At 71.4% G+C, this 14,260-nt stretch carries 11 protein-coding genes; 1 reads left to right on the top strand and 10 read right to left on the bottom strand.

Annotation, left to right across the window (positions count from 1 at the left end; genetic code table 11):
* Positions 1-54: 54 nt before the first annotated feature.
* The 10 genes from A3IC_RS0117125 to A3IC_RS0117080 all read right to left on the bottom strand — a co-directional run bounded on the left by A3IC_RS0117125 (position 55) and on the right by A3IC_RS0117080 (position 13,202).
* Positions 55-654 carry an LURP-one-related family protein gene (locus A3IC_RS0117125; protein WP_020551275.1) on the bottom strand — a complete coding sequence of 200 codons (600 nt, stop codon included), beginning with the start codon at positions 652-654 and terminating at the stop codon, positions 55-57.
* Between the two features lie 265 nt (positions 655-919).
* Positions 920-1,120 (bottom strand): hypothetical protein, encoded by a 201-nt coding sequence (locus tag A3IC_RS0117120; RefSeq protein WP_020551274.1) that lies wholly within the window; start codon positions 1,118-1,120, stop codon positions 920-922.
* Positions 1,121-1,136: 16 nt separating this feature from the next.
* On the bottom strand, positions 1,137-2,096 hold the full coding sequence (locus A3IC_RS0117115; RefSeq protein ID WP_020551273.1) for a DUF1152 domain-containing protein: 960 nt from the start codon (positions 2,094-2,096) through the stop codon (positions 1,137-1,139).
* A gap of 64 nt (positions 2,097-2,160) precedes the next feature.
* Complete coding sequence (locus tag A3IC_RS0117110; RefSeq protein ID WP_020551272.1) at positions 2,161-3,720, bottom strand: AMP-binding protein; 1,560 nt, start codon at positions 3,718-3,720, stop codon at positions 2,161-2,163.
* Positions 3,721-3,884: 164 nt separating this feature from the next.
* Positions 3,885-5,141: an alpha/beta hydrolase gene (locus A3IC_RS0117105; protein ID WP_020551271.1), complete on the bottom strand. Its 1,257-nt coding sequence runs from the start codon at positions 5,139-5,141 to the stop codon at positions 3,885-3,887.
* Between the two features lie 229 nt (positions 5,142-5,370).
* On the bottom strand, positions 5,371-6,537 hold the full coding sequence (locus A3IC_RS0117100) for an acyl-CoA dehydrogenase family protein (RefSeq protein ID WP_020551270.1): 1,167 nt from the start codon (positions 6,535-6,537) through the stop codon (positions 5,371-5,373).
* 3 nt (positions 6,538-6,540) lie between these two features.
* The gene (locus A3IC_RS0117095) at positions 6,541-8,310 is read right to left on the bottom strand and encodes an acyclic terpene utilization AtuA family protein (RefSeq protein WP_020551269.1); all 1,770 of its coding nucleotides are present in this window, start codon (positions 8,308-8,310) and stop codon (positions 6,541-6,543) included.
* Positions 8,307-10,280 carry an acetyl/propionyl/methylcrotonyl-CoA carboxylase subunit alpha gene (locus tag A3IC_RS0117090; RefSeq protein ID WP_020551268.1) on the bottom strand — a complete coding sequence of 658 codons (1,974 nt, stop codon included), beginning with the start codon at positions 10,278-10,280 and terminating at the stop codon, positions 8,307-8,309. Before A3IC_RS0117090 ends, A3IC_RS0117095 begins: the two co-directional genes overlap by 4 nt.
* A 150-nt stretch (positions 10,281-10,430) precedes the next feature.
* Entirely contained in the window at positions 10,431-12,029 is a 1,599-nt protein-coding gene (locus A3IC_RS0117085) for an acyl-CoA carboxylase subunit beta (RefSeq protein ID WP_020551267.1), read from the bottom strand.
* Between the two features lie 345 nt (positions 12,030-12,374).
* Positions 12,375-13,202: a hypothetical protein gene (locus A3IC_RS0117080; protein WP_020551266.1), complete on the bottom strand. Its 828-nt coding sequence runs from the start codon at positions 13,200-13,202 to the stop codon at positions 12,375-12,377.
* A 287-nt stretch (positions 13,203-13,489) separates the two neighbouring features.
* Between A3IC_RS0117080 and A3IC_RS0117075 the strand changes: the two genes are divergently transcribed.
* Positions 13,490-14,182: a nucleotidyltransferase domain-containing protein gene (locus A3IC_RS0117075; protein ID WP_020551265.1), complete on the top strand. Its 693-nt coding sequence runs from the start codon at positions 13,490-13,492 to the stop codon at positions 14,180-14,182.
* Positions 14,183-14,260: the final 78 nt, after the last annotated feature.

The raw sequence follows: 14,260 nt of genomic DNA, 5'->3' as shown, positions 1-14,260 counted from the left end.
CCGGTCGCGCACGTCACGGGGCGCGTGCGCGACCGTCCGACCCTGCCTGAACGGTCAGCGGTTCTGGATGGCGTCCATCGCGACCGCGACGCAGATCGCCAGCCGGCGGTCCATCGTCGGGTCGGGCAGCTTCACCAGGTACTGGTCGCGCAGCTTCATCTGCCGCTCGACGGTCAGCACCGCGTTGCCGCCCTCGTCGACGAAGTCGAAGTGGTAGGTCGGGGCCGGCAGCCAGGCACCGACCACGGGTATGAAGCCCCACACGCGGCGCAGGATCGCGCCGAACAGGCTGCGTTCCTGGCCCACCGCCTTGGCCGCGTCCGGGCGTTCGAGGTTCCAGGTGGAGCGCAGGAGGGACTTCTTGAAGTCCTTCGAGAACATGCCGAGGTTGCTGCCCTCGACGCCGGTCACGTCGTGCTGTGCCCGCACGTCGAGGATCTGGCGCGCCTTGAACCGGGCGAGTTCGGTGGTCTTGGTGTCATCCGTGTAGAGGATGACCTCTTCCTTGAGCTTGCCGCGCTTTTGCTGCGCGAACGCGATCACCGGTCCGTGTTGCCCGTCCGGACCGACCAGGTGCACCACGTACTGGTTCACGATCGGTCGGAAGTTCTGGCGGATGATCAGCTGTGTTTCGTTCTGGAACGGCATGGTCATGACGTGCGGGATCCCCCCAGGGATACGGAGCGTTGGCGTATCTGTCCGCCGGAAGCGCACAACCTACAGGTGTTCGAACGACATGGGCAGCCGAGATGTCGAGCGCTCTCCGCTCGTTGCCCATTCGTGGTCGACGCGCCCGGAGGAATTCGCGGGACGGAGGTTGTGGGGAAGGCTTTCGGATGCCATCACGCATGGCTTCCGGAGTTCGGGACGGCGGTTCCGGGAGTTCGGGACGGGGGCTCCCGAAGTGCGTGACGGTCGGTCAGAGCGAGTGCCGCACACCTCCGGCGACGGGACCGAGCTTGTCGGGGTTGGCGACCATCCGAAGCCCCACGACCCGGCCGTCCGCGTCCGGCTCGACCGTGACCACCGTGATCGGGAGTGTGGCGGGGTTGACCAGGGTGACCTCGACAGCACGCTTGCGTGCCGCCCGAGCCGTACCGACGGCCGCCTGCGCCGGCATCGCCCCCGACCCACCCTCAATGCGGAATCGCCTGTCGCGGTCGGGTGAACGGCAACTCGTCCCGGAAGTCCGCGATTCGGCGCGCGACGTCCCAGATGCTCTCGCTGCCCTCCAACCGCGACAGGTACAACGAGCGCTCGGCCAGGCCGACCAGGTCGACGGTGAAGTACATGCTCATCAAAGGATTGATGAACAGCTCGCTGTTGCCCGTGCGTTCGGTGAAGTGCGCGTCGCCGAACCGACCATGCAGGGCCGAGGCGACCGAGCCCTGCACGATGCTCGGCCGCAGCGGGGTGCGCTCGTTCGCGTACGCCACCGCGTCCAGAAACAGCGCTCCCTCCCGCGATTCGCGCGGAATCGACAACGCGCCGAGGTAGTGCCCCTCCCGGGTGAGTGCCGCCAGGTTCTCCAGCACCTGTGCGTGGCAGATGCCGTGGTAGGCGTCGATGCCGAAGCCGAGCGAGGCGACCAGTCGGGTCGGCACCCGCACGCCGGCCACCGCGGCGAGGCTGGTCATGTCCTCCTCCGGAGTGCCCAACGACGCCTCGTCGCCGCGCATCAGGATGTCGGTGCCGCCGTCCACGAGCACGATCGCGTCCACGTCCAGGTCCTTGACCAACCGCCGATAGGCGGCCCGCAGCGGCACGACCCCGGTCTTCCCGAACGCGTACACGGTGTCCGTGAAGCCGTTGCGCCCGAGCCAGGTCGCCAGCGTGCGCTCCGGGAAGTAGTCGTCGTTGCCGGGCGTGTCCGGTCGTACCGCGGCCAGTCCCGGCAACAGCCGACTCGGCGACGGCAACCGATCCACCGTCACGAACGACAGGTTCGCGTAGTGCACCCGCTTGCCCTGTTCGGCCAGCGCGAGGCCCAGCGGCAGTCCGGAGAACACGTCGAATCCGCCACCCGCCCCGGCGATCAATACGGAGTGGGCATCCCGCAGGCGGGTGAAGACCGGAGGTTCGGCAAGGGTGAACACGCGCGGACCGTACCAAGGCGATCACGCCGTGCGTCAAGGCAATTCCCGGCGCTGCCCGCGGCGTTCAGGCCGAGCCCGGCGCCGTCCGGTACTCGTCGATCAGCAGCCGCTTGTACAGCTTTCCGGTCGGGTGCCGCGGCAACTCGGCGCGGAAGTCCACCGATCGCGGGCACTTGTAGTGGGCGATCCGCGCCCGGCAATAGGCGATCAGTTCGTGAGCCAACTCCGGTCCCGCCGCGCTGCCTTCGGCCGGCTGCACGACCGCCTTGACCTGTTCGCCCAGTTCCGCGTCCGGGACGCCGAACACCGCGACGTCGGCGATCGCCGGATGCAGTGCGAGCAGGTTCTCCACCTCCTGCGGGTAGATGTTCACCCCACCGCTGATGATCGTGTGCGATTGGCGGTCCGTCAGATACAGGTAGCCGTCCGCGTCCAGGTGCCCGATGTCGCCGAGTGTGGTCCACCCCCGGCCCGCCGGGTCGCGGCCGGCCTCGGTTTTGTCCGGGTCGCCGTGATAGGAGAACTGCGGCCCGTCGGCGAAGTAGACGATGCCGTCCTCGCCCACCGGCAGTTCGCGGCCCTCGCCGTCGCAGATGTGCGGTGTGCCCAGGATCGCCCGCCCCACCGTGCCCCGGTGCGCGAGCCATTCCTCGGGGGTGCAGCCGACGTAGCCGTTGCCCTCGGTGCCGGCGTAGTACTCGTACAGCACCGGTCCCCACCACTCCAGCATGCGTTCCTTGACCTCGGGCGGACACGGCGCGGCGGCGTGCAACGCGTAGCGCAGCGACGACAGTTCGTAGCGCTCGCGCACCTCGGCCGGCAGCTTGAGCATCCGGACGAACATCGTCGGCACCCACTGGCTGTGCGTCACCCGATGGCGTTCGATGGCGGCCAACGCGGCCTCCGGGTCGAATCGTTCCAGCACGACCACGGTGTGCCCGGCGCGCAGGAACTGCATGCAGTAGCGCAGCGGCGCCGCGTGGTAGAGCGGCGCGGGACACAGGTAGACGTCGCCGCCCTTGCCCGAGGTGTCCATCCCGTAGAGCGCGCCGATCAGGTGGAACAGCGTCAGGGCCGGTCCGCTGCCCAGCGGGTGGTCCTCACGGTTGGGCAGTACGCCCTTGGGGCGACCGGTGGTGCCGGACGAGTAGAGCATGTCCGCGCCCTCGAACTCGGTGGCGATCGGCGTGCTCGGACAGGTGCGGACCGCGATCTCGTACGGCTCGAATCCGGGGATCGCGCCGTCCAGCATCAGCCACCGCTCCACCTGGGGCGCCCGCTCGCGGATGGCGCCCGCGAGGTCGGCCAACGCGGCGGAGGAGACGAACACGCGGGCACCGCAGTTGTTCACGACGTAGGCCAGCTCGTCGGGGTGCAGTCGTACGCCGACCGGCGTGTAGATCAGACCGGAACGCTGTGCGGCCCAGGTGAGCGCCAGGTAGAGCGGATGATTCTCCAGCGCGATGGCGAGATGGTCCCCGGGGCGCAGCCCGGCGTCGTACAGCAGGTGCGCGAAGCGGTTGGATTCCGCGTCCAGCTCGGCGTAGCCGACGACCCGGCCGGTGCCGGCCATGATCACGGCGGGGTGGTCGGGGTGCGCGGCGGCGATGACACCGGGATGCATGGGCGATCCTCGTCTCGGTGCGACGGTGTTCCGCTCCCGAACCGGGCGCGGGCTCCCTGAGCTTCCGTTCGGATGGCGCCGCAGAAGTCTCGCACCGTACTCGGCCCTACTGAAGAGATCGGCCCTGCCCGAGCCGGCGCACCCGTCCGCCGCCGAGCACGTGTTCAGTGCAGCGGTCGCCCGCCCGCGAAGGCCGGCCCGCGCACCTCGCCGCCCGGTGCCGACGCCAGTTCGCGTCCCAGCCACTCGAACGCGGCCGGCAGGCCCCTGGCCCAGGTGCCGAAGTTGTGCCCGCCGGACGGCTCTATCTGCACCTTCACGGTGTCCGTCGGCCGCAGCTTGCGGGCGAACTCGCGTGCCTCCCGGGCCGTCTTGCCCTCGCCCTTGGCCGCGAACAGGTACATCCGCACCGGCGGCCTACGCGCGTCGTCGATCGTGTGCAGCGGGCTGTTGGCCCGGCGCAGCGTGTCGTCGCCGCGGTACAGGTCGCCGGTGGTCATGTCGGTGATCGCCTTGAAGTAGCCGGAGAGGCTGGCCGCCGCGGTGTAGCGGTCGGGGTGGCGCAGGGCCAGGTTCACCGAGCAGAAGCCGCCGGTGGAGTAGCCCAGCAGGCCCCATCCCGCCGGCGCGGGAGCGGTGCGGAAGTTGGCCGCTATGGCGTCCGGCACGTCCTGGCCGAGGTAGGTGTCGGCGCGTGCGCCGCCGGGAGCGTCCACACACTCGCTGTCTCGGCCCGCGACGGGGTTCTGCGCCGCGATCACCACGATCGCCGGCGGCATCCGGCCCGATTCCATCAGCCCGGAAAGCATCTGGTGCACCTTCATCCGGCGCAGCCACGTGTCGGGGGTGCCGGGGAAGCCGGAGGTGAGCTGGATGACCGGGAAGCGGGTGCGGGCGTTGTCCGGGGTGAAGTAGGCGGCGGGCAGGTAGACGAAGGTGTCGAGCTTGTAGCCGGTGCGGGTGCCCTGGATGGTGGTGTTGACCAGCACGCCGTGTTTGGGGTCCGCGCCGGGCCGGCGAGGATGCCGGGTCCTGGGCTGGTCGGTCAGTGGGGGCTTGGTGACCATGAACGGCAGCCCGTTGCCGTTGTCGTCGGAGAACGGGACGGCCGGCCTGGGGTCGAGGTGCTTGACCTTGACGGTGGACACCGGCACGTCCGGCACCGGCGGCCCGTCGGCGATGTGCATCAGGTCGGACAGGGTCGAGTAGAAGTACATCTGCGCGTTGACCGCGGCCAGGATGGTGAAGGTGACCATGAGTTGGGTGAACAGCAGCGTGCAGATCCGGCGGGTGCGCTGGAGCGTGGGGCGGTTCCAGAACCAGATGGTGGCGAAGGCGGTGCCGGCCGTGGCGACCGCCATGCCTATGACGAACCACATGCTCGTGATGTCCACGTCCCAGAAGGGACGCCCCGCCAGCATTTGATCCACGCTCCCACTGCCTTCTTCGCCGAGCCCGACCGATGGCGCCGGTCCCGGCGAACACCCCGCACGGTCGCGCCGGGAGCGGAGCAGCCTGCCCGTCTATTTTGTGCCCGGCCGCATCCTGCCGCGTCGATCCCGAGTCCCGAACCGGGTCATTCACAAGTCGCACGCGAGCGCGCCGAGTCCTCCGCGGTCCCCGGGGCGACGAGTACGCGCGCAGGGGCATTCAGTACGAACGCGGCAACCCGAGTGTGTGCTGCGCCACATGATTGAGGATCATCTCCCGGCTCACCGGTGCGATCCGCAACGTCCTGGCCATGCCCCACAGGGGCACCAGACCGTAGTCGCGGCTCATGCCGTTGCCGCCATGGGTCTGGATGGCGGCGTCCACCGCGTGGATGGCGGCCTCGGCGGCGGCGTACTTGGCCATGTTGGCGGCCTCGCCGGCGGCCTTGGCCATCGCCTCGCCCGCGTCGTGCAGCCAGGCCGCCCGGGCGGTCATCAGCGCGGCCAGCTCGACCTCGATCGCGGCTTCGGCGAGCGGGTGGGCGATCGCCTGGTGCGTGCCGATCGGGCGACCCCACACCTCGCGGGTACGGGCGTAGTCGGCGGCTCGGGCGAGCGCGTACCGGGCGATGCCCACGCCCAGCGCGGCACCGGTCACCCGTTCCGGATTGAGACCGTGGAAGACCTGGCGCAGTCCGTCGCCCTCGGTGCCGATCAACTGCTCGGCGGATACCGGTACGTCGTCGAAGAACAGCGTGAACTGCCGTTCAGGCGCGGAGCCTTCGATCGCCAGCGGGGTCGCGGTCAGGCGCGGGTCGGCGGCGTCGACCAGGAACAGCGAGAGCCGGCCGCGGCCGGAGTCGGGATCGGTGCCGGTCTTGGCGACCACCAGGATCGCGTCGGCCTCGTCGACTCCGGAGATGAACTGCTTGGTGCCGCGCAACAACCAGCCGTCGCCGTCCCGGGTCGCCGTGGTGGCCAGGCGGTGGGTGTTGGAACCGGCTTCCGGCTCGGTGATCGCGAACACGATCTTGCCCCGGCCCGCCGCCAGGCGCGGCAGCCAGGTGCTCTTCTGCTCGGCGGTGCCGAACCGGGTGAGCACCTCGCCCGCGATCGCGCCGGAGACCAGGAGCAACAGCAGCGGGCAACCGTGCGCGGCGACCTCCTCGCAGACGATCGCCAGCTCGACCAGGCCGCCGCCTCCGCCGCCGTATTCCTCGGGCAGATTGACCCCGATGTAGCCGTGCCTGCCCAGGGCCTGCCACAGCTCGGTGGTGGGTCGGCGCTCGCGGCTGTGCTCGGCGAAGTAGCCGGGGCCGAATCCGTCGGTGATCGCGCCCACCGCCGCGCGCAGGGCCCGGTGTTCGTCGCTCTCCTCGAAGTGCATGGCTCACTCGTCCAACAGCGTCGTGGGGATGTCGGTGTGCCGCGATCGGATGTACTCGGCCAGGCCCTTCGCCTGCGGGTCCGGGCGGGTGGAGGCCGCGACGCCCTCGCCGAGCAGGCCGACGATCACGAAGTTGACCGCGCGCAGATTCGCCAGTACGTGGCGCTCGATCGGCAACCCGGCCGCCTCCGGGAACAGTTCGCGCAGCCGATGCACCGTCAAATGCCCGCGCAGCCAACGGAATCCGGCGTCGTCGCGGGCCCACACGCCCAGGTTGGCGTCGCCCCCCTTGTCGCCGGAGCGGGCGCCGCAGACCAGCCCGAGCGGAACCCGGCGGGTCGGCCCCATGGGGTGATCGGGTGGTTCGGGCGGGGAGGTCGCGTCGGGCAGCGGCGCGGTGTGCTCGGGCGGCGCGATCGGGCGGGACGTGCCGTCGGGCAGCACCACGGTGTGCTCGACCTCGGTCGCCGGGATCCATGCCGCGCGAAAGACGCTGTAGGCGGTCTCGGCGGTGGGCGGGGTGGTGGTGTGAAAGCCCGGGTATCCGGCCAGCGCGAGTTCGACGACCGCGCCGGAGAAGGCCCGGCCGACCTTGCCGGCATCGAGGTCCTTGACGGTGACCCGCAGGTGCGCGGTGGCCTGTTCGTTGGTCGGCGCGTCGGGTCGGTCGTAGCGCAGCAGCCGCACGTCGACCTCGGCGAACCGATCCCGGCCGCCGAGCGTGTCGAAGAGCATGCGTTCGGCGTGTGCGGCCTTGGCCTCGATATCCAGGCCGGTCAGCACCATCGTCATGGTGTTGCGGTAGCCGCCGAGTTCGTTGACGGCGACCTTGAGGGTGGGCGGCGGTGGCAGCCCGCGCACCCCGCGGATCCGTACCCGGTCGGGACCCGCCGGGCCGAGCGTGATGGTGTCGAACCGGGCCACCGCGTCCGGGTTGGCGTAGGCGGGTCCGTCGATCTCGTACAGGAGTTGCGCGGTCACCGTACCGATCGACACCAGGCCGCCGGTACCCCGGTGTTTGGTGATCACCGACGAGCCGTCGGCGGCCACCTCCGCGATCGGGAAGCCGGGGCGGCGGGTGTCCAGTGCGAAGTCGGTGGTGCGGCCCGGGCGGTGCAGGCGCGGAAGGTCGCCGAACGGGTAGTTGCCGCCGGTGGCCTGGGGGCCGCACTCGATCACGTGGCCCGCGACGATCGCACCGGCGAGCCGGTCGTAATCGGTGCGTCGCCAGCCGTGCCACCAGGCGGCGGGCCCGACCACCAGGGAGGCGTCGGTCACCCGTGGGCAGACCACGATGTCCGCGCCCTCGGCGAGCGCCTCGGCGATGCCCCAGCCGCCGAGGTAGGCGTTGGCGGTCACCGCGCGCGGCCCGGCGTCGATCCGGTCCAGCACGTCGTCACCGGTCACGTAGGCGATCCGCGGGGCCAGACCCAGGCGTTCCGCGCTCGCCCGCAGCCGCTCGGCCAGGCCCGCCGGGTTGAGGCCACCGGCGTTGGAGACGATCCGGATGCCGCGGTCCAGGCACGTGCCCATGACCTGTTCCAGCTGGGTCACGAAGGTGCGCGCGTAGCCGGCGTCGGGGTCCTTGGCCCGGGCCTTCCACAGGATGGACATGGTCAGTTCGGCCAGATAGTCGCCGGTGAGCACGTCGATCGGGCCGCCCTCGACCATCTCGCGCGCGGCGGCCCGGCGATCGCCGTAGAAGCCGGAGCAGTTCGCGATCCGGACCGGGCGACGGTCGGCCGGCGGGGAGTCGTTGGTCGTCGCGCTCATCCGGCCGCCTCCGCGTCGGCGGTCACGATCGCCAACACCGCGCCGGCGTCCACCGATTCGCCGGGGCCCACCGGCAGCCGGCGAACGATGCCACAGTGCGGTGCGGTCACCTCGTGTTCCATCTTCATCGCCTCCACGGCCAACACGAGCTGTCCGGCCGCGACGCGTTGGCCCTCGGCGACCGCGACCCGGACCACCGTGCCGGGCATCGCGGCCAGCAGCGAACCGGCGGGTTCGGCCGCGGATGCGGCCGGTTCCGGCAGACGGGGCAGCTCGGTCAGTTCGCTCGCGCCCAGTGGGCTGTCCAGGTGGATCGTGTCGCCGACCCGGTGTACCGAGACGGTGCGCCGCACACCGTCCGCGGTCAGGTCCACCCGATCCGCGTGTGCGGCGTGCACGACCAGGCCGGGCAGCGGCTTTCCATCGATCGCGACATGATCGGGCAGGCGATAGGACACGACCGTGCGGCTGTCGGTGTCGTGTGCGTAGGTCACCTGCTGGTCGGCGCTGCGGACGTTGCGCCAGCCGCTCGGGATGCCGCCCAGAACACGGGTCGTCGCGCGCCGTTCGGCCTGCCCGGCGAGCGCCGCGGCGGCGGCGTGGATCGCCGGCGCCGCCGGGTCGCCGGCGCACAGCTCGGCCGCGGAATGCCGGTCCAGGAAGCCGGTGTCCGCGTCGCCGGCGATGAACTCGGGCGAGCGCAGGATGCCCACGAGCAGGTCGCGGTTGGTGCGGACGCCGTGCAGCCGGGCCCGGGAGAGCGCGTGGGCGAGCCTGCGGCACGCCTCGTCGCGGGTCGGCGCGTACGCGATCACCTTGGCTAGCAGCGCGTCGTAGTGCGGGCCGATCCGGCTGCCGTCGCTCACCCCGGCGTCCACCCGGATGCCGTCCCGCTCGGCGATGTCGAAGCGGTGCAGCGTGCCGACCGAGGGCGCGTAGCCGCGAATCGGGTCCTCCGCGTACAACCGGGCCTCGATCGCGTGGCCCGCGGCAACCGGTTCGGCGGGCAGCGAATGGCCCTGGGCAACCAGGAGTTGCAGCCGGACCAGGTCCAGGCCGGTGGTGAGTTCGGTGACCGGGTGCTCGACCTGGAGCCGGGTGTTGACCTCCAGGAGGTGGAACGCGCCGGCCCGGTCGAGCACGAACTCCACGGTGCCCGCCCCGACATAGCCGATCGCCCGACCGGCGGCCACCGCCGCCGCGCACAACCGGGCGCGCAGCGCCGGATCGACGGCCGGCGACGGGCTCTCCTCGATCAGCTTCTGGTGCCGGCGCTGGATCGAGCAGTCCCGCTCGAAGAGTGCGAGCACATTCCCGTGGGTGTCCCCGAAGATCTGCACCTCGACGTGTCGGGGGCGCTCCACCAGGCGCTCCAGGAATATGGTGTCGTCGCCGAACGCGGCGCCCGCCTCGCGTCGGGCGGCGGCCACCGCCTCGTGCAGAGCGGCCTGTTCGCGCACCGCGCGCATGCCTCGGCCGCCTCCGCCGAAGGCGGCCTTGACCAGGAGCGGGAAGCCGATCCGGGCGGCGAGTTCGTGCGCGTCGCCGTCCTCGCGGACGATCCCGCCGGGCAGCACCGGCACGCCGGCGGCACCGAGCAGTTCCTTCGCCGCGAGCTTGTCGCCCATCGCGGCGACGGTCTCCGGCGCGGGCCCCACGAAGACGAGCCCGGCGGCCTCGACGCGCCGGGCGAAATCGGCGTTCTCGGACAGGAATCCATAGCCCGGATGCACCGCGTCGGCGCCGGTGGCGCGGGCCGCCTCGATCAGCAGGTCGGCGCGCAGGTAGGTGTCCGCGGCGGCGTCGCCGGGCAGCCGCACCGCCTGATCGGCCGCCGCGACGTGGGGCGAGTCGGTGTCCGGATCGGCGTACACGGCCACGGTGTCGATGCCCATCGCGTGCGCGGTGCGGGCGATCCGCACCGCGATTTCGCCGCGGTTGGCGATCAACAGCCTGCGGATGAGCGGCATACGATCCCCTCGGTGTGCGGGTTTTGGGGTCGGTGCGCGGCGCTTGCGCGTCGGTTCGGGTCGGGTCCAGCCTCTTGGCGGTCGGGTTGCGCGCGGTGCTGTTGGGCTCGGGTCCCCGGGCGGACGGGTTGCCCGCGGTGCTCCGCGGCGTCACATGCGAAAGACCCCGTATCCGGTGGTGCCCGCGACCGGCGCCGAGTGGGCCGCGGACAGTGCGATGCCGAGCACGGTGCGGGTGTCGCGGGGGTCGATCACGCCGTCGTCGTACAGCCGCGCGGTGACGAAGAACGCGTGCGACTCGCGCTCGATCTGCGCCTCGATCGCGCTGCGACGCAGTTCGTCCACCTCCTCGTCGAAGGCGATCCCGCGCGCCGCGGCGGCCTGTCGGCCGACGATGGACAACACGCCGGCCAGTTGTGCGGCGCCCATCACCGCGAGCTTGGCGGTCGGCCAGGCGAACAGCAGCCGCGGGTCGAACGCGCGGCCGGACATGCCGTAGTTGCCCGCGCCGAACGACGCGCCGATGTTCAGGGTCAGGTGCGGCACGGTCGAGTTGGTCACCGCGTTGATCATCTTGGCACCGTCCTTGACGATGCCGCCCTGCTCGTACGCGGTGCCCACCATGTAGCCGGTGGTGTTCTGCAGGAACAGCAGCGGGGTGTCCGAGCGGTTCGCCAACTGGATGAACTCGGCGGCCTTCCTCGACTCCTCGCCGAACAGCACGCCGCGCGCGTTGGCCAAGACCCCGACCGGGAAGCCGTGCACCGAGGCCCACCCGGTGACCAGGCTGGTCCCGTAGCCGGGCTTGTACTCGCCGAACCGCGAACCGTCCACCACCCGGGCCAGCACCTCGCGCGGATCGAAGGGGACGCGCAGGTCGGCCGAGACCAGGCCGAGCACCTCGTCGATGTCGTACAGCGGTTCGTCCGCCGGGTGGGTCGGCCCGGGACCGTGCTTGCGCCAGTTCAGCTCGGCCACGATCCGCCGCCCGATCCGCAGGCAGTCGTACTCGTCCACGGCGTAGTGGTCGGCCAGACCGGACACCCGCGCGTGCATCGCGGCGCCGCCCAGTTCCTCGTCGTCGGCCTCCTCGCCGGTGGCCATCCGCACCAGCGGCGGACCGCCCAGGAACACCTTGGCCTGCCCCGCCACGAGCACCGAGTGGTCGCACAGGCCGGGGATGTACGCGCCGCCCGCCGTGGAGTTGCCGAACACCAGCGCGATGGTGGGGATGCCCAGCGCGGACAGCTCGGTCAGGTCGTGAAAGACGCGGCCGCCGGGTACGAACAGCTCGGCCTGGGTGGGCAGATCGGCGCCGCCGGACTCGACCAGGCTGATCACCGGCAGCCGGTTGCGGCGGGCGATCTCCAGTGCGCGCAGATTCTTGCGCAGCGCGTACGGATTGAGTGAACCGCCGCGCACTGTGGGGTCGTTGGCGATCACCACGCACTCCACGCCACAGACCGGGCCGATGCCGGTGACCAGGCCCGCGCCGACGGTGAACTCGGTGCCCCACGCGGCGAGCGAGGACAGTTCGAGGAAGGGCGCGTCCTGGTCGAGCAGCAGCTCGATGCGCTGACGCGCGGTCAACCGGCCCCGCGCCAGGTGCCGTTCGACATAGCGCTCGCCGCCGCCGGCGCGGGCCAGGTCGAGCTGTTCGCGCAGCGCCGCGAGCGCGGCGAGCTGCGTCGTGCGGTTTTCCCGGTAGGTGTCCGACCGGGGATCGAGCCGGGAACGAAGAACGGGCACGAGCTCGCCTCCTCGCCTGACGAAGCATGTCGACGCATGTCGACGTGTGTCGAAGGCAACTTCCGGATGTTAACGGCCGGTCACTTGGCTGCGGAAGGGTCGACGCGGTACGACGATCGACGGCGCGAAGGGGCCTCGGCGCGAGCGAAGTGGCCCGATCGGGTGAGGGCGGGAGCTTGTCGCGGTCCTTCGTCGTCGGCCATGTGGGTCCTCCGGGCTGGGCGGGGTGAGCGTCGGGCATCGCTCCGGTACCCCGCTTTTCGGGAAAACACGACACCGACGCGGGGCCGGGATGCCGGGGCCGCGTCGGTGTCGCGTCGGTGTCACCGTTTGTCGCCGTACGGGTCAGCCGTGGTGGTGCCCGTGGTGACCGTGGTGCTCCGCGTGCGGGTCGGTGGCCTCGGGCTGCCCGTGCCCGTGCCCGCCGGGCGCCCCGGGCTTGTCGGCCTCGACGGTGAACTCGGCGGTCCGCACCACCCCGCCGTGCTTGAAGTCGAGGAAGAACCGGTAGGTGCCGACGCTGGGCAGCTCGGTGTGGAAGGCGATCTCGGGGCCGGCCGGGGTCACCCCGTCGCCGGGCGCGCCGCCCGGGTGCACGTGCAGGTAGGCGAGGTCGCCCTCGCGCAGCACCACGAGGTGGCCGAACGCGGCGAGGTAGGGCTCCAGGTCGGTGACGGGCCGGCCGCCCCGGGCCACCGAGAGGGTGATGTGCGCCCCCTGCCCGGCAGCCGGCTCACCGGCCAGGGTCACCGTGTAGCCGTCCACCTCGGCGGTCGGGGCGGGCACGGGCAGCGGCACCGGGCGGAAGTCGCCGGCCACGTGCACGTCCACGGCGAGGGTGAGCGGGATGCCGGTCGCGGCCGGGGCGAAGTCGGTGAAGACCCGGTACGTGCCGGCCCGGTCGAGGGTGAGCTCCTGGGTCCAGACGCCGTCCTCGCCGAGCACCGGGTGCACGTGCCGGAAGCCGCTCAGGTCGCGACGGACCACGATCAGGTGCAGGTCCTTGTCGTGCTGCGGTAGGTATTCGCGCACCGGGGCTCCGTCGGGACCGTCGATACGGAACGCGAACGTACCGGCCGGCGCGGCGACCGGGACCAGTGTGTAGCCGTCACGCGAGACCTGGAGTCCCTCGGGGGTGGTGGGGGCGGCGGCGTGGTGGGCGTGGACGGTCATGGCGATCTCCCGAGCATCGAGCGGTGTGCCCGAGCGGCCCGGGCGGGCCGCTCGGTGGCCTTGGTGGCGGCCACATCGGAAAGTTATACCCCCCAGGGGTATGTATCAAGTGAGTCGGAAGTGACCCGAGCCACTCGACGCAGCCGGCGCCGGTCCGGGTCGTCGCCCGGGCCCGAGCCCGACGACCCGACGGCCCCGCCGGACGGAAAACAGGATTCGCATCGGGCGCGGGATGTCGGATACTGCGGGATCGGCGGCAGGATCACGGGGAAGCGGGGAGCGGCGAGATGCGCACATTGCTGATGGGTTTGGTCGGCTCGACCGCCTACGGGCTGGCCACGGCGGAGTCGGACGAGGACCTGCTCGGGGTGTACATCGCCGACTCGCGCCAGGTCCTCGGGCTGGACGGCGCCAAGGTGACGAGCGGCTCCCGGGTGACCACGAAGCCCGATGTGACGATGCACGAACTGGGCAAGTACTGCGGCCTGGCGCTCAAGTGCAACCCGACGATCACCGAGCTGCTCTGGCTCCCCGAGTACCGGGTCGAGACCGAGGCCGGACGCCGAATCCGGGCACTGCGCGATGCGTTCCTGTCCACGGAGTACGTGCGGGCCGCGTACGGCGGCTACGCCGTCCAGCAGGCCAAGCGGCTGTCGGGCCGGCATCAGGCGGGCAAGGAGGGGTTCTCCGCCGACACGGCCAAGCGCACCGCCAAGCACGGCAGGCACTGCCTGCGGCTGCTGCTTCAGGCGCAACAGCTGCTGCGCACAGGCGAATTGCTCCTGGACGTGAGCGCCCACCGCGAGGACCTGTTCGCCGTGGGCCGACTGGCCGTCGAGGACCCCGAGGCGTTCACGCTGCGCTTCGAACGGGAGAAGGCGGCCCTCGACGCGATCGACTCGGTGTTGCCCGGCCACCCCGACCGCGAGGCCGTCGATGACTTGGTGGTCGACCTGCGCATGGCCGCGCTGGCGGGCTGAGCCCGGAACGGCGCAGCCCCCGCCGGGATTTCGTACCGGCGCAGCGATGGTAGGGCGCCACCACCCGGCACGCCTCGG

The organism is Embleya scabrispora DSM 41855 (assembly GCF_000372745.1).
Classification (GTDB): Bacteria; Actinomycetota; Actinomycetes; order Streptomycetales; family Streptomycetaceae; genus Embleya; species Embleya scabrispora.
The sequence above is the reverse complement of the archived record's forward strand: the minus strand, read 5'-3'. Positions and strand labels throughout refer to the sequence as shown.

What these genes read in the sequence shown, in the direction of transcription:
- A3IC_RS0117125 (WP_020551275.1), bottom strand. Translation starts at nt 654, where the DNA reads ATGACCATGCCGTTCCAGAACGAAACACAGCTGATCATCCGCCAGAAC.
- A3IC_RS0117120 (WP_020551274.1), bottom strand. Translation starts at nt 1,120, where the DNA reads ATGCCGGCGCAGGCGGCCGTCGGTACGGCTCGGGCGGCACGCAAGCGT.
- A3IC_RS0117110 (WP_020551272.1), bottom strand. Translation starts at nt 3,720, where the DNA reads ATGCATCCCGGTGTCATCGCCGCCGCGCACCCCGACCACCCCGCCGTG.
- A3IC_RS0117105 (WP_020551271.1), bottom strand. Translation starts at nt 5,141, where the DNA reads ATGCTGGCGGGGCGTCCCTTCTGGGACGTGGACATCACGAGCATGTGG.
- A3IC_RS0117100 (WP_020551270.1), bottom strand. Translation starts at nt 6,537, where the DNA reads ATGCACTTCGAGGAGAGCGACGAACACCGGGCCCTGCGCGCGGCGGTG.
- A3IC_RS0117095 (WP_020551269.1), bottom strand. Translation starts at nt 8,310, where the DNA reads ATGAGCGCGACGACCAACGACTCCCCGCCGGCCGACCGTCGCCCGGTC.
- A3IC_RS0117090 (WP_020551268.1), bottom strand. Translation starts at nt 10,280, where the DNA reads ATGCCGCTCATCCGCAGGCTGTTGATCGCCAACCGCGGCGAAATCGCG.
- A3IC_RS0117080 (WP_020551266.1), bottom strand. Translation starts at nt 13,202, where the DNA reads ATGACCGTCCACGCCCACCACGCCGCCGCCCCCACCACCCCCGAGGGA.
- A3IC_RS0117075 (WP_020551265.1), top strand. Translation starts at nt 13,490, where the DNA reads ATGCGCACATTGCTGATGGGTTTGGTCGGCTCGACCGCCTACGGGCTG.